Annotated in this window: 12 protein-coding genes; 7 read left to right on the forward strand and 5 right to left on the reverse strand. The window is 66.3% G+C overall.

Going from position 1 to position 19,786, the window contains the following annotated elements:
• Positions 1-16: 16 nt before the first annotated feature.
• The gene (locus C1933_RS12520) at positions 17-568 is read left to right on the forward strand and encodes a DUF2939 domain-containing protein (RefSeq protein ID WP_108753539.1); all 552 of its coding nucleotides are present in this window, start codon (positions 17-19) and stop codon (positions 566-568) included.
• A 118-nt stretch (positions 569-686) separates the two neighbouring features.
• Here C1933_RS12520 and C1933_RS12525 read toward each other — a convergent pair whose 3' ends face one another.
• From C1933_RS12525 to C1933_RS12535, 3 genes are all read right to left on the reverse strand, one after another.
• Positions 687-1,634 (reverse strand): 5'-nucleotidase, encoded by a 948-nt coding sequence (locus C1933_RS12525; protein ID WP_108750020.1) that lies wholly within the window; start codon positions 1,632-1,634, stop codon positions 687-689.
• A gap of 49 nt (positions 1,635-1,683) precedes the next feature.
• A complete protein-coding gene (locus tag C1933_RS12530) occupies positions 1,684-2,457 on the reverse strand; it encodes an NAD kinase (RefSeq protein WP_108750021.1) in 774 nt (257 codons plus the stop codon).
• Positions 2,458-2,729: 272 nt separating this feature from the next.
• A complete protein-coding gene (locus tag C1933_RS12535; RefSeq protein WP_108753540.1) occupies positions 2,730-7,706 on the reverse strand; it encodes an NAD-glutamate dehydrogenase domain-containing protein in 4,977 nt (1,658 codons plus the stop codon).
• 262 nt (positions 7,707-7,968) lie between these two features.
• On the opposite strand from C1933_RS12535, the gene C1933_RS12540 reads away from it, so the two are divergent.
• From C1933_RS12540 to C1933_RS12550, 3 genes are read left to right on the forward strand one after another with little or no spacing between them, the layout of a single operon-like run.
• A complete protein-coding gene (locus C1933_RS12540) occupies positions 7,969-8,625 on the forward strand; it encodes a TetR/AcrR family transcriptional regulator (RefSeq protein WP_108753541.1) in 657 nt (218 codons plus the stop codon).
• Positions 8,625-9,869 carry an efflux RND transporter periplasmic adaptor subunit gene (locus C1933_RS12545; protein WP_108753542.1) on the forward strand — a complete coding sequence of 415 codons (1,245 nt, stop codon included), beginning with the start codon at positions 8,625-8,627 and terminating at the stop codon, positions 9,867-9,869. Before C1933_RS12540 ends, C1933_RS12545 begins: the two co-directional genes overlap by 1 nt.
• A 15-nt stretch (positions 9,870-9,884) precedes the next feature.
• Positions 9,885-13,055, forward strand: a complete 3,171-nt coding sequence (locus tag C1933_RS12550; RefSeq protein ID WP_108753543.1) for a multidrug efflux RND transporter permease subunit — start codon at positions 9,885-9,887, stop codon at positions 13,053-13,055.
• A 166-nt stretch (positions 13,056-13,221) separates the two neighbouring features.
• Here C1933_RS12550 and C1933_RS12555 read toward each other — a convergent pair whose 3' ends face one another.
• Both C1933_RS12555 and C1933_RS12560 read right to left on the reverse strand, forming a co-directional pair.
• Positions 13,222-13,509, reverse strand: a complete 288-nt coding sequence (locus tag C1933_RS12555) for a hypothetical protein (protein ID WP_108753544.1) — start codon at positions 13,507-13,509, stop codon at positions 13,222-13,224.
• Between the two features lie 215 nt (positions 13,510-13,724).
• On the reverse strand, positions 13,725-14,873 hold the full coding sequence (locus tag C1933_RS12560) for an acyl-CoA dehydrogenase family protein (protein WP_108753545.1): 1,149 nt from the start codon (positions 14,871-14,873) through the stop codon (positions 13,725-13,727).
• A 164-nt stretch (positions 14,874-15,037) separates the two neighbouring features.
• On the opposite strand from C1933_RS12560, the gene C1933_RS12565 reads away from it, so the two are divergent.
• Genes C1933_RS12565 through metH form a run of 3 tightly spaced genes read left to right on the forward strand, consistent with a single transcriptional unit; the run spans position 15,038 to position 19,750 of the window.
• On the forward strand, positions 15,038-15,967 hold the full coding sequence (locus tag C1933_RS12565; RefSeq protein ID WP_108750029.1) for a metalloregulator ArsR/SmtB family transcription factor: 930 nt from the start codon (positions 15,038-15,040) through the stop codon (positions 15,965-15,967).
• A gap of 7 nt (positions 15,968-15,974) precedes the next feature.
• A complete protein-coding gene (locus C1933_RS12570) occupies positions 15,975-17,069 on the forward strand; it encodes a homocysteine S-methyltransferase family protein (protein ID WP_108753546.1) in 1,095 nt (364 codons plus the stop codon).
• Complete coding sequence (gene metH / locus C1933_RS12575; protein ID WP_108753547.1) at positions 17,066-19,750, forward strand: methionine synthase; 2,685 nt, start codon at positions 17,066-17,068, stop codon at positions 19,748-19,750. The genes C1933_RS12570 and metH overlap by 4 nt, the downstream gene beginning before the upstream one ends.
• The last annotated feature ends 36 nt before the right edge of the window (positions 19,751-19,786 follow it).

The raw sequence follows: 19,786 nt of genomic DNA on the forward strand, positions 1-19,786 counted from the left end.
CGGCAGTCTGGGCGGCATGAAGAAGCTCATCGGCGTCCTGATCCTGGCGGTTGCGGCCGTGTGTGCGTGGTGGTTCGGCGGCCCCTACCTGACCGTCCACGGCCTGTCCAAGGCCATCGAGCAGCGCGACACCGCGCGGCTGGAGCGCTACGTGGATTTCCCGAGCGTGCGCAGCAGCCTGCGCGCGCAGCTCAATGATTACCTGGTGCGCCAGGCCGGGCCGGAAGTGGCCAGCAGCCCCTTCGGCGCGCTGCTGTATGGCCTGGGCGACCAGTTGGGCGGCGCGGCGGTGGACACGATGATTACGCCTACGGGCATCGGTGCCTTGCTGCAGGGCCACGTGCTGTGGAAGCGTGGCCGCAACGAACTGCAGGGCGGTGATGCCTTCGGCCCGACCGAACCGGCGCAGCCGCTGAAACACGCCAAACACCATTTCGAGGCACTGGACCGGTTCGTGGTGGACGTGGACCGCGGGCCGGGCCAGCCACCGTTGAAGGTGGTGCTGGAACCGCAGGGCCTGCGCTGGAAGGTGGTGGACCTGCAGCTGGGGATGTCGGGCAGCCCGTAGCCCCACTTTGGTAGATGCCCACCTTGGTGGGCATTGACGCACAACCGTGCCAACCAAGGTTGGCACCTACCGGGGCGATGACGTGCCAACCAACGGTTGGCACCCACCCATCATGGCGTCACCCCTCGTTGGCGACGCCGTGCGGCACGTGGCCGGCGGCCACGTGTTCGCGGGCGCTGTCGATGTTGTGCTGGGAATCGTCGAAGAAGATGTCCGCGCCGAAGGCCTGCAGGAACGGGCCCTTGTGCCGTCCGCCCAGGAACAGGGCTTCATCCAGTCGCACGCCCCATTCGCGCAAGGTGCGGATCACCCGCTCATGCGCCGGCGCCGAACGCGCGGTGACCAGCGCGGTGCGGATCGGCGCACTCTCACCGGCCGGGAATACTTCCTGCAGCGTGTGCAGCGCCGACAGGAAGCCGCGGAACGGGCCGCCGCTGAGCGGCTCGCGCGCCCGCTCGCGCTCGTGGCGGCCAAACGCTTCCACGCCCTGCTCGCGCGAAATGCGCTCGCTTTCATCGCCGAAGATCACCGCGTCGCCATCGAAGGCGATGCGCAGCTGGCCGGCGTTACGCTCGCTGTGCACCACCTGGTCCTCGGCGGCCGCGGCGGTTTCGCCGGGCGGCTTGGGCAGGATGGTGGCGGCGGCAATGCCATGGCGCAGCGCACTGCGCACCGATTCGGGGTTGGCCGACAGGAACAGATCGGTGCCGAACGGCTTCACGTACGGCCAGGTCGGCTCGCCGGCGGTGAAGGTGGCGCGGATGATGCCCAGCCCGTAATGCTGGATGGAATTGAAGATGCGCAGGCCGGTGTCGGCCGAGTTACGCGACAGCAGGATCACTTCCACCCGCGGGTTTTCCGGGCTGGCGCCCTGGTTCAGTGCCAACAGCTTGCGCACCACCGGGAACGCGACACCCGGCCCCAGGATGTCATCCTCGTGCTGGCGCTGGTATTCGGCATAGGCCGCCACGCCATCGCTCTCGAACAGCGCGTGGCTCTCTTCCAGATCAAACAGCGCGCGCGAGGTTACCGCGACGGTCAGCAAACGGGGGGTGTTGTCGCCCATGGCGGGGGTTCCTTGCAGCGGACGGCGGGGGCCGGCGGCGTATTGTCCCTTAAAAAACGAACTGTTCGCTCAGGATGCGGTCTTCCAGGTTGTGTTCGGGGTCGAACAGCAGGGTCACCCGGCGGTCCTTGGATTCGCGGATGGTCACTTCCACCACGTCACGGGTCTCGTGCGAATCAGCGGTCACGCTCACCGGGCGCTTGTACGGGTCCAGCACACGGAAGCGCACTTCGGTGTCGGCCTTGAGGATGGCGCCGCGCCAGCGGCGTGGCCGGTACGGGGCCAGCGGCGTCAGGGCGATGGTGTGGGAGCCCAGCGGCAGTACCGGGCCGTGCGCGGAATAGTTGTAGGCAGTGCTGCCGGCCGGGGTGGCCACCAGCACGCCATCGCCGATCAGCTCGGCCACGCGCTCCTGGCCGTTCAGATCGATGCCGATATGCGCGGCCTGGCGGGTCTGCCGCAGCAGCGACACATCGTTGTAGGCCAGCGAGCCGGTACTGGTGCCCGATTCGGTCAGCGCGATCATTTCCAGCGGGCGCAGGTTGGCCGGCTCGGCGCGGGCGATGCGGGCCTGCACGTCATCGTCGCCGCGGTACTGGTTCATCAGGAAGCCGACCGTACCCAGCTTCATGCCGAACACCGGTTTGCCCAGGTGGCCATGGCGGTGCAGGGTCTGCAGCATGAAACCGTCGCCGCCCAGCGGGCACAACACATCGGCCTGGTCGGGCGCGTGGTCGCCGTAGCGCGACACCATGGCCGCGCGGGCCATCTGCGCAGGTTCGGTGGTGCTGGCCAGGAACGCGATGCGGGGGGTGTCGCTCATGGGTGGATCCGGGGGAAGGCTGTTCAAGAGCATAACCGAGCGCCGCTGCGCTCGCCGGGCATGGCCCGTGCGTCGGTAGCGCCGGGCCATGCCCGGCGAATGCACGCAGAAACAGAACGGCCCCGCTTTCGCGGGGCCGTTCCTCCAACTGCTGCAGATCAGGAGCCCCCCTGAGTCAGGGGGGCGCGCCAACGGCGCGGGGGTCTGGGAGCATGGTTGGCATGGGGCCCACGGTTTGCAGAGCAAACCGTGGGGCGTCAGCGCGAATGCGCTTACGCACCATGTGCTGCCAGCTGGCCCAGGCGCTGCACCGCGACCGAAACGGTCGGGTAGTCCAGGGTCTTCTGCTCGGCCAGTTCGGCCAGCATCGACAGGGTGAAGCGCAGGCTGTTGTCGTCGCGGCCGATCCACGCCGACACCTTGGCCTCGGCACTGCCGCCCTTGGTCGCCAGCACCTGGCCTGCCAGGTTGCGGTGGTGGTGGGCCAGCTCGTCGCGCAGCACGCCACGGGCCACGGCATGCCAACGGCCGTTGACCTCCAGCGCGTCGATCTGCTCGAACAGCCACGGCAGCTGCAGGGCATCGCCCAGGCGGAAGTGGATCTTGGACACGTCCACCGGCTTCAGCTTGCGGGTACGGGCCAGTTCGATGATGTCGAACGCCGGCTCCAGGAAGTGCAGTTCCGCCAGCTGCTGTGCCAGTGCCGACGGCAGGCCCTTCTCCTTCCACTCAGCCACCAGGGCTTCGTAGGTCGGACGCTGCGAATCAGGCAGCACGCCCGAAGCGACGCGGATGTCGTTGAACGGACCCTGGTAGCGGTTCACCGCCTCGGTGATGCCCGGCATCGGGCCCGGACGCGACAGCAGCCAACGCACGAACGAACGCTGCAGCTTCCAGATCACTTCCAGTGCGTCGATCTGCACCGATTCGGGCAGCTTGCCGTCCAGCGCGTCGATCTGCGCCCACAGCGCGCGGGCATCCAGCGTTTCGCGGCTGATGGTGTAGGCCTTGGCAACCTCGGCAATGGAACGGCCGGTGTCTTCCTGCATGCGCATCAGGAAGGTGGCGCCCATGCGGTTGATGGTCTGGTTGGTCACGGCCGTGGCGATGATTTCGCGCTTCAGGCGGTGACGCTCCATCGCGTCGGCGTACTTCTTCTGCAGCGGGGTCGGGAAGTAGCGCTGCAGTTCCTTGGACAGGTACGGGTCTTCGGGAATGTCCGAATCCAGCAGCTGGGCGAACGCCACCAGCTTGGAATAGGACAGCAGCACCGACAGTTCCGGACGGGTCAGGCCCTGGCCACGCGCCTTGCGCTGGGACAGCTCGGCATCGGACGGCAGGAACTCGATCTGGCGATCCAGCAGGCCCTGCTGTTCCAGCGTGCGGATGAAGTGCTGCTTGGAACCCAGGCGCTTGACGGCCATCCGCTCCATCAGGCTCAGCGCCTGGTTCTGGCGGTAGTTGTCGTTCAGCACCAGGTCGGCCACTTCGTCGGTCATCGACGCCAGCAGCTTGTTGCGCTGTTCAACGGTCAGCTTCTTGGCCCGCACCACATCGTTGAGCAGGATCTTGATGTTGACTTCGTGGTCGGAGGTATCCACACCGGCCGAGTTGTCGATGAAGTCGGTGTTGAGCAGCACGCCGGCCTGGGCGGCTTCGATGCGGCCCAGCTGGGTCATGCCCAGGTTGCCGCCCTCGCCCACCACCTTGCAGCGCAGCTCGCCACCGTTCACGCGCAGCGCGTTGTTGGCGCGGTCGCCGACATCGCTGTGCTGTTCGCTGGCAGCCTTCACGTAGGTACCGATGCCGCCGTTCCACAGCAGGTCCACCGGTGCCTTCAGGATCGCGCTCATCAGATCGTTCGGCGACAGCGCCTTGACGTTCTCGTCCAGGCCCAGTGCTTCACGCACCTGCGGGGTGATCTCGATCGACTTCAGGCTGCGCGGATAGATGCCGCCGCCCTTGCTGATCAGCTTGGCATCGTAGTCGGCCCAGCTGGAACGCGGCACGGTAAACATGCGCTCACGCTCGACGAACGAGGTGGCCGCATCCGGGTTCGGGTCCAGGAAGATGTGGCGGTGATCGAACGCGGCCAGCAGGCGGATGTGGCGCGACAGGAGCATGCCGTTGCCGAACACGTCGCCGGACATGTCGCCCACGCCGACGGTGGTGAAGTCCTGGGTCTGGCTGTCACGGCCCAGCGCACGGAAGTGGCGCTTGACCGATTCCCACGCACCGCGTGCAGTGATGCCCATGCCCTTGTGGTCGTAACCGACCGAACCACCGGAGGCGAACGCATCGCCCATCCAGAAGCCGTGGGCGATGGCCAGGCCGTTGGCGATGTCACTGAAGGTCGCGGTGCCCTTGTCAGCCGCCACCACCAGGTACGGGTCGTCCATGTCGTGGCGCACAACGTCCACCGGCGGCACGATCTTGTTGTTGACGATGTTGTCGGTGATGTCCAGCAGGCCCTGGATGAACAGCTTGTAGCAGGCCACGCCGTTGGCGAAGATCGCATCGCGATCACCGTTCACCGGCGGCATCTTGGCGAAGAAGCCACCCTTGGCGCCGACCGGCACGATCACGGTGTTCTTCACCATCTGCGCCTTCACCAGGCCCAGCACTTCGGTACGGAAGTCTTCGCGGCGGTCCGACCAGCGCAGGCCGCCACGGGCCACGGCACCGAAGCGCAGGTGGGTACCTTCCACGCGCGGGCCGTACACGAAGATTTCGCGGTACGGGCGCGGCTTGGGCAGGTCCGGCACCAGCGCCGAATCGAACTTGAAGCTGATGACATGGCCGTGCTGGCCATTGGCATCGGTCTGGTAGTAGCTGGTACGCAGGGTCGCGTCGATCACGCCCATGAACGAGCGCAGGATGCGGTCCTCGTCCAGGCTGGACACGCGGTCCATCAGCTTCAGCAGCGCATCGCGCGCGGCCTGCATCTGCGCATCGCGGTCACCCTTGCGGGCGTCGACCACGGTCTTGAGCACCTTCAGGGTGGCCTCGTCACCGGCGGCCAGCACGTCGAAGTGGGCCTTCAGATGGGCCTGGCCAGCGGCGATGTCGTCCTTGCTTTCATGGCCGGTGGCCGGATCGAAGCGGGCTTCGAACAGCTCCACCAGCAGGCGTGCCAGCAGCGGGTAGCGGGCGAAGGTGCCTTCCACATAGGCTTGCGAGAACGGCACGCCGGTCTGAAGCAGGTACTTGCAGTAGCCACGCAGCATGGCGACCTGGCGCCAGTGCAGGCCGGCGGCCAGCACCAGGCGGTTGAAGCCATCGTTCTCGGCATCGCCGTGCCAGACGCGGGCGAAGGTCTCGCCGAAGGCTTCATCCACGCGCGCGGCATCGATGGCGCCGGCGGTCGATTCGACTTCGAAGTCCTGCACGTACACCGGCGCGTTGTCCACCGACAGGCGGTACGGACGCTCGGCGATCACGCGCAGGCCCATGTTTTCCATCATCGGCAGCGCGTCCGACAGCGGAATGTCGTCCAGCTGGCGGTACAGCTTCAGGCGCAGGCCATCGCCGCTTTCACGCGGCACGGCCTGCAGACTCAGGCGCAGGTCGTCCGGGCCGGTCAGCGCGTCGAGCTGGCTGACATCGTTGGCGGCAACGGCGGTGCTGTTGTCTTCGATGTAGCCGGCCGGCAGCGCCTTGCCGATGCGGGCGGCGATGCGCAGGCCTTCGGTCTCGCCATGGCGCGACACCAGCGCTTCACGCAGGTCGTCCTGCCAGTTGCGCAGCACCTGGGCCAGCTTCTGTTCCAGTTCGGCGGTATCGACGTCCAGCATTTCGCCCGGCTTGGGGCGCACGATCAGGTGCACCTGGGCCAGCGGCGATTCGCCCAGCACCACCGAGCTGTCCACGTACTCACCGTGCAGCGCTTCCTTCAGCATGGCCTCGATGCGCAGGCGCACGTCGGTGTTGAAGCGCTCGCGCGGCAGGTAGACCAGTGCGGAAATGAAACGGCTGTACTTGTCGCGGCGCAGGAACAGGCGGCTGCGCACGCGTTCCTGCAGGCCCAGCACGCCCATGGCGGTGCGCAGCAGTTCGTCCTCGCTGGACTGGAACAGCTCTTCGCGCGGCAGGGTTTCCAGGATGTGGCGCAGGGCCTTGCCGCTGTGGCTGGCCGGGGCCAGGCCGGACTGCTTCATCACGTGTTCGTGGCGCTGGCGCACCAGCGGGATTTCCCACGGGCGGCGGTTGTAGGCGCTGGAGGTGAACAGGCCCAGGAAGCGCTGTTCGCCGATGATCTTGCCCTTGGCGTCGAATTCCAGCACGCCGATGTAGTCCATGTAGCCGGCGCGGTGCACGCGCGAACGGGCATTGGTCTTGGTCAGGATCAGCGCGTCCTTCAGCCCGGACGTGGTGTTCAGGCCCTGCGCAGCCAGCGTCTTGACCGGGCGCGCAGCGGACTTGTCCTTGCCGCGCATCAGGCCCAGGCCGGTGTCGTTCAGCGGTGCCAGCACGTCTTCCTTGCCCTGCTTCTCCACGCGGTATTCGCGGTAGCCGAAGAAGGTGAAGTGGTTGTCGGCGGCCCAGCGCAGGAATTCCTGTGCTTCGGCGCGCGAGGTGTCGTCCACCGGCAGCGTGCGGCTGCCCAGGTCGTCGGCCAGGGCCAGGGCCTTGTCCTTCATCGGCTGCCAGTCGCGCACGATGGCGCGCACTTCGTCCAGCGCCTTGTTGATGGCCTGTTCGATGGCGGCCATGGCATCGGCCGGCTGGCGGTCGATTTCCAGCAGCATCACCGATTCGGCTTCGCCCTCGCCCACCTTGGCCAGCTTGCCGGCCTTGTCGCGGGTGAAGCGCAGCACCGGGTGGCCCAGCACGTGCACGCCCACGCCCTGTTCGGCCAAGGTCATGGTGACGGTATCGACGAGGAACGGCATATCGTCATTGACGATCTGCAGCACCGTGTGCGGCGATTCCCAGCCGTTGGCCTTGGTGGTCGGGTTGAACACGCGCACGTTGGCCTTGCCGGCCTTGCGGGCACGGGCGAATTCCAGCGTGTCGGCGGCCAGCGCGGCCCACTCGTCAGCGCTGTGGTGCGGGAACTCGTCCGACTCCATGCGCTTGTAGAAATCCGCGGCGAATGCCACTGCCTCGGCCTGCGCGGCAGAGGGGTAACGCTTGCGCAAGGCCGTGTACACCGGCTCCAGGGAGAAACCAGCGGTCACTGCGACCTCCGACTCAGCTGGCTTGGTCTTGTTTTTCACGGTCTTGGCTGCGGTTTTTTGCGGTTTCATGGCAGAGCGATGCGCTTGCTCAGTTGGGAAAATGAAATTGTAGACCTATCCCGCGTAAAGGCCTTGCTGCAGGACGGAATAACCAGATTCGGGTTTGCTGCGGTTTAGACGCCTATTCAGTTCGCACCGGTATGGCGCGCACGGGCGTTGCGCCGCTGCCGACAGGATCGGCAAAGCGTGTTACGGAAAACCACGCGACAGGTGACAGGCAGGACTATCGGCACGATTCCACAATCCTGAACTGGACGGTATAGTCCACCGCGTGAACCCCACTCCCCTCCCCGTTGCCGTGGACGCGCGCGATGAGCGCGTGTTCGATGCCGTGCGCGAACTGCTGGGCCGCCAGGGCATGCAGATGAGCATGGACGCGGTGGCCCAGCAGGCCGGCTGTTCCAAACAGACGCTCTATTCGCGCTACGGCAACAAGCAGGACCTGCTGCGCCGGGTCGTGCAGCGGCACGTGGGCGATGCCAGCGGCATCCTGCTGCGTGCACTCCGCAGTGACGACCTGCGTGCCAGCCTGTTGCAGTTCGCCACCGACTTCCTGGAGCACTTCAACCAGCCCCACGTGGGCCAGGCCTGCCGACTGATTGCCGCCGATGCATCCCAGTTCCCCGAAGAGGCGCGTACGCTGTACCGGGAAGGCGCCGGGGCGCTGACACTTCATCTTGCTGAATGGATTGAAACCGTTTGCAGGCGTGGCCTGCTCCGGCATGACGACCCGCACTACATGGCCGAACTGCTGCTGAGCATGATCGCCGGTCAGGATTTCGACAAACAACGCTTCCATACCCCCCATCGCGATGACGCGCGTGCGCGCAGGCGCTGGGCCGAGTTCTCCGTTGACGGTTTCCTGCGCGCGTTCGCGCCGGAACCGGCAGCGGTCCCGTCTACAAACCAACACCGGAGTTTCTCCTGATGACCGCCCCACTCCGCACCCTTGCCTTGACGTGCGCCGTCGCTGTCGCCCTGGCGGCCTGCAAGAAGCCGGAACAGCAGACGCCCCCGCCGCCGGAAGTGGGCGTGATCGATGCCAAGCCGCAGACTCTGCCGCTGCAGCGTGAACTGGTCGGCCGCCTGTCGCCCTACCGCAGTGCCGACGTGCGCGCCCGCGTGCCCGGCGTGCTGCTCAAGCGCGTCTACCAGGAAGGCAGCCAGGTCAAGCAGGGCCAGACCCTGTTCCTGATCGATCCGGCCCCGCTGCGCGCCGAACTGAATGCTTCCGAGGCCCAGCTGGCCTCGGCCCGCGCCACCTATGCCAACGCCAAGGTCGCCGCCGACCGCGCCCGTTCGCTGGCCCCGCAGCAGTACGTGTCCAAGTCCGACCTGGACGCGGCCCAGGCCACCGAACGCACCGCGCTGGCCGCGGTGAAGCAGGCCGAAGCGGCCGTGTCGTCCTCGCGCATCAGCCTGGGCTATGCCGAAGTGACCGCGCCGATCAGCGGCGTGGCCAACAAGCAGCAGGTGACCGAAGGCGCGCTGGTCGGCCAGGGCGATGTGACCCTGCTGACCACCGTGGACCAGCTGGACCCGCTGTACGTGAACTTCTCGCTGAGCGTGGACGAACTGAGCCTGCTGCGCGCGCAGCAGGCCAAGGGCGCGCTGGCGCTGTCCGGCGATGGCAAGGCCACCGTGGCGGTGAAGCTGTCCGACGGCACCACCTACAGCGAACAGGGCACCCTGGACTTCTCGTCCACCACCGTGGACCCGACCACCGGTGCGGTGTCCCTGCGTGCGGTGCTGCCGAACCCGCAGCAGATCCTGCTGCCGGGCGCCTTCGTCAGCTTCCAGGCCAACCTGGGTGACCGCAACAACGCCTACCTGGTTCCGCAGCAGGCCCTGCAGCGCGACACCATGGGCGGCTTCGTAATGGTGGTCGGCGCCGACGGCAAGGTGGTGCGCAAGAACGTGAAGACCGACGGTGCCCAGGGCGGCAACTGGCTGGTCAGCGACGGCCTGGCCGCCGGTGACAAGGTGATCGTGGCCGGCGTGCAGAAGGTCAAGGAAGGGGCGCCGGCCACGGCAAAGCCCTGGACCCCGGGCCAGGACGCCAATGCCAGCGCCAAGCCGGCCGCCGCCGGTGCCGCACCGGCCGCCGACAAGGCCCCGGCCGAAGCGGCCGACAAGGCCGAACCGGCTGCCACCGAATCGAACAAGCAGTAACGGGACCCTTCCGTCATGCCTAAATTTTTCATCGAACATCCGGTCTTCGCCTGGGTGGTGGCGATCCTGATCTCGCTCAGCGGCGTGATCGCGATCCTCAACCTTGGCGTGGAGTCCTACCCCAACATCGCCCCACCGCAGGTGACCGTGTCGGCCACCTACCCGGGCGCCAGCGCGGACACGACGGAAAAATCGGTCACCCAGGTGATCGAGCAGCAGCTGACCGGTATCGATCACCTGCTGTATTTCAGCTCGTCGTCCTCGTCCAACGGCCGTGCGCAGATCACCCTGACCTTTGAAACCGGTACCGACCCGGACATCGCCCAGGTGCAGGTGCAGAACAAGGTGTCGCTGGCCACGCCGCGCCTGCCCACCGAAGTGACCCAGCAGGGCGTGGTGGTGGCCAAGGCCAACGCCGGCTTCCTGATGGTGGTGGGCCTGCGTTCGGAAACCCCGTCGATCACCCGTGATGCGCTGAATGACATCGTCGGCTCGCGCGTGCTCGACCAGGTCTCGCGTATTCCCGGCGTCGGCAGCACCCAGCAGTTCGGTTCCGAGTACGCCATGAACATCTGGCTGAACCCGGAAAAGATGCAGGGCTACGGCCTGTCGGCCAGCCAGGTGCTGGCGGCGGTGCGCGCCCAGAACGTGCAGTTCGCTGCCGGTTCGCTGGGTTCGGACCCCTCGCCCGATGGCCACTTCACCGCCACGGTCTCGGCCGAAGGCCGCTTCAGCTCGCCCGAAGAGTTCGAGAACATCATCCTGCGTGCCAACGCCGACGGCTCGCGCGTGCTGCTGAAGGACATCGCCCGCATCGGCTTCGGCGCCAACAACTACGGCTTCGACACCCAGTACAACGGTGCCCCCACCGGCGCCTTCGCCATCCAGCTGCTGCCGGGCGCAAACGCCCTGAACGTGGCCGATGCGGTGCGCGCCAAGATGGACGAACTGCAGCCCAGCTTCCCGGCGGGCGTGAGCTGGTTCTCGCCGTACGACAGCACCACCTTCGTCAAGATCTCCATCGAGGAAGTGGTCAAGACCCTGTTTGAAGCGGTCTTGCTGGTGTTCCTGGTGATGCTGATCTTCCTGCAGAACTTCCGCGCCACCATCATCCCCACCCTGGTCATTCCGGTGGCCCTGCTGGGTACCTTCCTGGGCATGTGGATGATCGGCTTCACGATCAACCAGCTGACCCTGTTCGCGATGGTGCTGGCGATCGGCATCGTGGTCGATGACGCGATCGTGGTGATCGAGAACGTCGAACGCATCATGACCGAGGAGGGCCTGGCGCCCAAGCCGGCCACGCAGAAGGCGATGACCCAGATCACCGGCGCGGTGGTAGCCATCACCGTCGTGCTGGCGGCAGTGTTCATTCCTTCGGCGCTGCAGGGCGGTGCGGCCGGTGAGATCTACAAGCAGTTCGCACTGACCATCGCCATTTCGATGGGCTTCTCGGCGTTCCTGGCGCTGGGCTTCACCCCGGCCCTGTGTGCCACCTTCCTGAAGCCGACCCACAACGACCACCCGAACATCGTCTACCGCACGTTCAACAAGTACTACGACAAGATCAGCCACACCTACGTGGGCCACATCACCTCGGCGGTGAAGCATGCGCCGCGCTGGATGATCCTGGCCGTGGTGCTGACCGCACTGTGCGGCTTCCTGTTCACCCGCATGCCGGGCAGCTTCCTGCCTGAAGAAGACCAGGGCTACGCACTGGCCATCGTGCAGCTGCCGCCGGGTTCGCCGAAGAGCCAGACCAACGAAGTCTTCGCCCAGATGCGCGGCATCCTGGAAAAGCAGGAAGGCTACGAAGGTCTGATGCAGATCGCCGGCTTCAGCTTCGTCGGTTCCGGCGAAAACGTGGGCATGGGCTTCATCCGCCTCAAGCCCTGGGGCGAGCGCAAGGTGACCGTTCCGGAGTTCATCCAGAACATGAACGGCGCGTTCTACGGCATCAAGGAAGCGCAGATCTTCGTGGTCAACCTGCCCACCGTGCAGGGTCTGGGCCAGTTCGGCGGCTTCGACATGTGGCTGCAGGACCGTGGCGGCCAGGGCTACGAACAGCTGACCCAGGCGCGCAACATGCTGCTTGGCAAGGCCGCGCAGGAAACCGACAAGCTGGCCGGCGTGCGCCCCAACGGCCTGGAAAACGCCCCGCAGCTGCAGCTGCACGTGGACCGCGTGCAGGCGCAGTCGATGGGCATGTCGGTGTCGGACGTGTACAGCACGGTGCAGCTGATGCTGGCCCCGGTGTACGTGAACGACTTCTTCTACCAGGGCCGCATCAAGCGCGTGACCATGCAGGCCGACGCGCCGTACCGTACCGGCCAGGAATCGCTGAAGAGCTTCTACAGCCCGTCCAGCCTGACCACCAATGCCGATGGCACCAGCGCGATGATCCCGCTGAGCACCGTGGTCAGTTCCGAGTGGGTGTCGGCACCGCCGTCGCTGAGCCGCTACAACGGCTATTCGGCCATCAACATCGTCGGTTCGCAGGCACCGGGCAAGAGCTCGGGTGAAGCGATGACCGCGATGGAAGACATCGTCAACAACGACCTGCCGGCCGGCTATGGTTACGACTGGTCGGGCATGTCCTACCAGGAAATCCTGGCGGGCAACGCGGCTACCCTGCTGCTGGTGCTGTCGGTGGTGGTGGTGTTCCTCTGCCTGGCCGCGCTGTATGAAAGCTGGTCGATTCCGGTGGCGGTGCTGCTGGTGGTGCCGCTGGGCGTGCTGGGTGCCATCGGTCTGTCGATGATGCGTGGCCTGCCCAACGACATCTTCTTCAAGATCGGCATGATCACCGTGATTGGCCTGGCCGCGAAGAACGCGATCCTGATCGTGGAATTCGCGGTGGAGCAGCGTGCAGCGGGCAAGACCCTGCGCGATGCCACCATCGAAGCGGCCCGCCTGCGTTTCCGCCCGATCCTGATGACCTCGTTCGCCTTCATCATGGGCGTGATCCCGATGGCCATCTCCACCGGTGCCGGCGCCAACTCGCGCCACGCCATCGGTACCGGCGTGATCGGCGGCATGCTGTTTGCCACCCTGCTGGGTCTGCTGATGATCCCGGTGTTCTTCGTGGTGGTGCGCCGCATGCTGGGCGACAAGCTGGACGAACCGTCCAAGGAGTTCATGGAACGCCAGCGTGATGCCGAATCGGCACACCGTCCGGATCGTTGATCCGGCAGTGAAGTGAAATGAAAAGGCCCCGGAGCGATCCGGGGCCTTTTTGCTGGTGACTACCGGGATGCGTGCCAACCAAGGTTGGCACCTACCAGGTGCGTGCGGGTCGGGTGGGTGCGCGCGGGTCGGGTAGGTGCCAACCTTGGTTGGCACTCGCCGCGCTTCAGCGCAGCAACGCGATCGCGCCGCACACCACCACGATCAGCAGCGCCACCCACTGCATCGGCACGAAGAAGAAATGATGCGGCGCGGCCTCACCCTTCTGCCGCGGCGCGCGGTTCAACCACAGCCCCAGCAGCACGTTCAGCGCAGCACCCAGGCCCGCGCCCAGCAGCACCTGCTGCAGCGGAATATTGCCCTTCGGGCCTTCCTGCGGGAAGAAATACGCCAGCAGCAGGATCGCTGCAATCGGCGTCACCAGGGTCACAAACCCCCAACCGCGATAGATCATCTTTCCAAGCCTGGTAAAAACGGCCTGCATTGGAACAGATCAGGTATCGCCCGCCAAGAGCGGGCTCCTATGCGCCGCCATTGCAGCGGCGCAGCCCACCGGGGTCTTCTTGTTGGTGCCAGAGCGGCGGGAGCCCGGTAGTCGCCAACCTTGGTTGGCGCCCTGGATGCGTGCCAACCAAGGTTGGCACCTACCAGGGCGGGCCCCCATGCGACTCAGCGCAGCCCGGTCTCGTTGCGGGCAATCACCAGGCGCTGGATTTCCGAGGTGCCTTCGTAGATCTCGGTGATCTTGGCATCACGGAAGTAGCGCTCCAGCGGCATTTCCTTGGAATAGCCCATGCCGCCGTGGATCTGCACGGCCTGGTGGGTGATCCACATCGCCGCTTCCGAGGCGGTCAGCTTGGCGATGGCCGCCTCGTTGCTGAAGCGCTTGCCTTCGCCCTTCACCCACGCTGCGCGCAGGGTCAGCAGCAGCGCCGCGTCCAGCTTGCACTTCATGTCGGCAATTTTGGCCTGGGTCATCTGGAAGGTGCCGATGGCCGCGCCGAAGGCCTTGCGGTCCTTCACGTATTCGATCGTGGCTTCATAGGCGGCGCGGGCGATGCCGATCGCCTGCGAGGCGATGCCGATGCGGCCGGCGTCGAGCACGCCCATGGCGATCTTGAAGCCCTCGCCTTCCTGGCCCAGCACCTCTTCGGGCTGCGCCACGTAATCGTTGAACTCGATCTCGCAGGTGGCCGACGCACGGATGCCCAGCTTGGGCTCGGTCTTGCCACGGCCGAAGCCGGCCTTGTCGGTGTCGACCAGGAAGGCGGTGATGCCACGCGCGCCCTTGTCCGGCTCGCTCATCGCGAACAGCACGATGTACCTGGCCACCGGGCCGGAGGTGATCCAGCTCTTCTTGCCGTTGATCACGTAGGTGCCGTCAGCCTGCTTCACCGCGCGGCAACGCATGGCGGTGGCATCGGAACCGGACTGCGGCTCGGTCAGCGCGAAGGCGCCGATGGCCTCGCCCTCGGCGATGGCGCGCACGTACTTCTGCTTCTGCGCCTCGCTGCCGTGGGTCAGGATGCCGTTGCAGAACAGCGAATTGTTCACCGACATGATGGTCGAATGCGCGGCATCGCCGGCGGCCACTTCCACCATCGCCAGCACGTAGGCGATCGGGTCCATGCCCGCGCCGCCGTACTCGGTCGGCACTTCGATGCCCATCAGGCCGTTTTCGCCCAGCAGGCGGATGTTCTCAAGGGGGAACTCGCCGGTGCGGTCATGGTGCTCCGCGCTGGGGGCGATCTTTTCCTGCGCGATGCGCCGCGCCACGTCCTGCAGCATCAACTGCTCTTCGGTAAAGCTGAAATCCACAACACCCTCCCAGGTACATGATGACGGGGGCCGCAACAAGCGCCCCCGGATGTGCCGATTGTAACTGCGGGCGGGCATCGGCGGCTGACTCGCGCCTCGCACCGGCTTGACCACGACAGCACCCGTCGGCGAATATATCTCTATATCGCGATAGGTAGATATTTATGGATCTGGAAGACTGGTCGACCCGCCTGAAGGTGTTCGCCGACGCCACCCGCGTGCGCCTGCTGGCGCTGCTGGAGCAGGAAGAGCTGACCGTGGCCGAGTTGTCGGCCATCACCCGGCTGGCACAGCCGCGGGTGTCCACCCATCTGGCGCGGCTGAAGGAAGCCGGCCTGGTGCGCGACCGCCGCTCGGGCGTGTCGGCCTACTACCGCTTCGACGAGGCCCAGCTGGACCCGGCGCAGCGTGCATTGTGGCATGCCCTGAGCAATGGAAGCGATGATCCGCTGCTGCGCCAGGATGCTGAACGCGTGGCCGCCGTGCTGGCCCACCGCGCCGCCGACCAGAACTGGGCCGACAGCGTGGCCGGCGACATGGAGCGCCACTACTCCCCGGGCCGTACCTGGGAAGCGCTGGCGCGCACCGCGCTGCCGCTGCTGGAAACCGGCGACGTGCTGGACATCGCCTCCGGCGATGGCGTGCTGGCCGAGCTGGTGGCCCCGCATGCCAAGCGCTACATCTGCATCGACACCAGCGCGCGCGTGGTGGCCGCGGCCAGCGAGCGCCTGCGCCGCCTGCCCAACGTGGAAGTGCGCGAAGGCGACATGCACGCCCTGCCCTTCAAGGACCGCAGCTTCGACCTGGTGGTGCTGATGCACGCGCTGACCTATGCCAGCAAGCCGGCACAGGCGGTGACCGAGGCGGCGCGCGTGCTGCGCCCGGGCGGACGCCTGCTGCTGTGCAGCCTGGCCCGCCACGAACACAAGGCGGCAGTGGAAGCCTATGGCCACGTGAATCTCGGTTTCAGCGACAAGGAACTGCGCAAGTTCGTGGACAAGGCCGGACTGCAGGTATCGAGCCTGGAAACAGTCACGCGCGAAAAGCGCCCGCCGCACTTTGAAGTCATCTCGCTGATCGCCAACAAGCCCTGAGGTCGCCGTGTCCAGCCTGCCGTGGTTGCATCCCGAACGTGCCAACGCCCTGCTCGACGCCCTGCGCGCGCGCATCCTGATCATCGATGGCGCGATGGGCACGATGATCCAGCGCCACGGACTGCAGGAAGCGGACTACCGCGGCGAACGCTTCGCCGATGGCTACGACCACAGCCACGGCCCCGGCTGCGACCATGGCACACCCGAAGGGCATGACCTGAAGGGCAACAACGATCTGCTGCTGCTGACCCGGCCGCAGGTCATCGCCGACATCCACACCGCCTATCTGCAGGCCGGCGCGGATCTGGTGGAAACCAATACGTTCAACGCCACCTCGGTCAGCCAGGCCGATTACCACCTGGAACACCTGGTCTACGAACTGAACAAGGCCGGTGCCGCCGTGGCGCGCGCCTGCTGCGATGCGGTGCAGGCCACCACCCCGGACAAGCCGCGCTTCGTGATCGGCGTACTGGGCCCGACCAGCCGCACCGCCTCGATCAGCCCGGACGTGAACGATCCCGGCTTCCGCAACACCAGCTTCGACGCCCTGCGCGATACCTATCGCGAGGCCATTGACGGCCTGATCGATGGCGGCGCGGACATCCTGATGGTCGAAACCATCTTCGACACGCTGAATGCCAAGGCCGCCCTGTACGCCATCGAAGAGGCCTTCGATGCACGCGGTGCGCGCCTGCCGATCATGATCTCCGGCACGATTACCGATGCCTCCGGGCGCACCCTGTCCGGGCAGACGACCGAAGCCTTCTACGCCTCGCTGGCGCATGCACGGCCGCTGTCGATCGGCCTGAACTGCGCGCTGGGCGCCGACGCGATGCGTCCGCATGTGGAGACCCTGGCCCAGGTCGCCCCCTGCTACGTCAGCGCGCACCCCAACGCCGGCCTGCCCAATGCCTTCGGCGAATACGATGAAACGCCCGAGGAAATGGCCGCCACGCTGCGCAGCTTTGCCGAAGATGGGCTGCTGAACCTGGTCGGGGGTTGCTGCGGCTCCACCCCGGACCATATCCGTGCCATCGCCCAGGCCGTGGCCGGGCTGCCACCGCGCGCGGTGCCCTGCGCGCAGGAGCAGCAGGCCGCATGAGCACCACGCCCTACACCCGCCTGTCTGGCCTGGAACCACTGGTCATCACCCCGGACCTGCTGTTCGTCAACGTGGGCGAGCGCACCAACGTCACCGGCAGCGCGCAGTTCCGCAAGCTCATCAAGGAAGGCCGCTACGAAGAAGCGGTGGACGTGGCCCGGCAGCAGGTGGCCAGCGGTGCGCAGATCCTCGATGTGAACATGGACGAAGGCCTGATCGATTCGGAAGCGGCGATGACCCGCTACCTGAATCTGATCATGTCCGAGCCGGACATCGCGCGCATTCCGGTGATGGTCGATTCGTCGAAGTGGAGCGTGATCGAAGCCGGCCTGAAGTGCCTGCAGGGCAAGAGCGTGGTCAACTCGATCTCGCTGAAGGAAGGCGAAGCCCTGTTCCGCGAGCACGCGCGCAAGGTGCTGCGCTACGGCGCCGCCGCAGTGGTGATGGCCTTCGACGAAACCGGCCAGGCCGACACCTGCGCGCGCAAGGTGGAGATCTGCACCCGCGCTTACCGCATCCTGGTCGATGAGATCGGCTTCCCGCCGCAGGACATCATCTTCGACCCGAACATCTTCGCCGTGGCCACCGGCATCGAAGAGCACGACAACTATGCGGTGGACTTCATCGAAGCCACCCGCATCATCAAGCAGACCCTGCCGCACTGCCATGTCTCCGGCGGCGTCTCCAACGTGTCGTTCTCTTTCCGTGGCAACGAGACGGTACGCCAGGCCATCCATTCGGTCTTCCTGTACCACGCCATTGCCGCCGGCATGGACATGGGCATCGTCAACGCCGGCGCCATGCCGATCTACGACGAGCTGGAGCCGGACCTGCGCGAACGCGTTGAGGATGTGATCCTCAACCGCCGCAGCGACGCCACCGAGCGCCTGCTGGAGATCGCCGAGCGCTACAAGGGCAAGAAGGGCGCGGCCAAGACCGAGGACCTGTCCTGGCGCGAAAAACCGGTGGCACAGCGCCTGGCGCATGCGCTGGTGCACGGTCTGGACGCCTGGGTGGAGGAAGACACCGAACTGGCGCGGCAGGGCTCCAGCCGCCCGCTGGACGTGATCGAAGGCCCGCTGATGGATGGCATGAACATCGTCGGCGACCTGTTCGGGGCCGGCAAGATGTTCCTGCCGCAGGTGGTCAAATCCGCGCGCGTGATGAAGAAAGCGGTGGCCTACCTGCTGCCGTACATCGAGGCCGAAAAGGCGCGCAGCGGCGATACCGCCAAGAGCAACGGCCGCATCATCATGGCCACGGTGAAGGGCGATGTGCATGACATCGGCAAGAACATCGTCGGCGTGGTCCTGGCTTGCAACAACTTCGAAGTGATCGACCTGGGCGTGATGGTGCCGGCGCAGAAGATCCTCGACGCCGCGCGCGAACACAACGCCGATCTGGTCGGCCTGTCCGGCCTGATCACACCGTCGCTGGAGGAGATGAGCCACGTTGCCCGCGAAATGCAGCGGCAGGGCTTCGACCTGCCCTTGCTGATCGGCGGCGCCACCACCTCGCGCGCACACACCGCGCTGAAGATCGACCCGCATTACCAGGCCCCCACCGTGTGGGTGAAGGATGCCTCGCGCGCGGTGGGCGTGGCGCAGTCGCTGATCTCGCGCGAGCTGCGCGATGCCTTCGTGGCCGCCAACGAAGCGGACTACGCCGAGATCCGCGCGCGCCATCGCAACCGCGGTGACGCCAAGCGCCTGGTCAGCCTGGAACATGCACGCGGGCAGAAGTTCCAGGGCGGCTGGGACAGCTACACCCCGCCTGCGCCGAAGCAGCCTGGCCTGCATGTATTCGATGACTACCCGTTGGCCGAGCTGGTCGACTACATCGACTGGACGCCGTTCTTCCAGGCCTGGGAACTGGCCGGCAAGTTCCCGGCGATCCTGACCGACGAGATCGTCGGCCCCCAGGCCAGCGATCTGTACCGCGATGCGCGGGCGATGCTGGCGCGCATCGTGGACGAGCAGTGGCTGACCGCCAAGGCGGTGTTCGGCCTGTGGCCGGCCAACAGCGTGGGCGATGATGTCCGCGTGCAGCACCCGTCTGCTGAGACCACCCTGCACTTCCTGCGCCAGCAGGTGGACAAGCCGGCCGAGCGCCCCGATTTCTGCCTGGCCGATTTCATTGCCCCGGCCGACAGCGGCAGGCAGGACTGGATCGGCGCATTCGCGGTCACCGCCGGCATCGGCATCGATGCACACGTGGCCCGCTTCGAGGCCGACCACGATGACTACAACGCGATCCTGCTGAAGGCGCTGGCCGACCGCTTCGCCGAAGCGCTGGCCGAACGCCTGCACCAGCGCGTGCGCACCGAGTTCTGGGGCTACGACCATGCCGAGACCCTCGACAACGAAGCGCTGATCGATGAGCAGTACCGCGGTATCCGCCCCGCCCCTGGCTACCCGGCCTGCCCCGAGCACAGCGAGAAGCGCCGGCTGTTCGATCTGCTGCAGGCCGAAACCCACGCCAGCATGGAACTGACCGAAAGCTTCGCCATGCTGCCCACCGCTGCCGTGTCGGGCTATTACTTCAGCCACCCGCAGAGCCAGTACTTCGTGGTCGGCCGCCTGAGCCGTGAACAGGTAGGCGACTACGCGCGGCGCAAGGGCGTGGAGCGCGCACAGGCCGAGCGCTGGCTGGCGTCGAACCTGGATTACGACCCCGAATAGACCCGGCCCACACGCCTGCGGGCGGCCCATCGGTTA

Origin of the sequence: Stenotrophomonas sp. ZAC14D2_NAIMI4_6 (assembly GCF_003086875.1) — a bacterium.
Taxonomy (GTDB): Bacteria; Pseudomonadota; Gammaproteobacteria; order Xanthomonadales; family Xanthomonadaceae; genus Stenotrophomonas.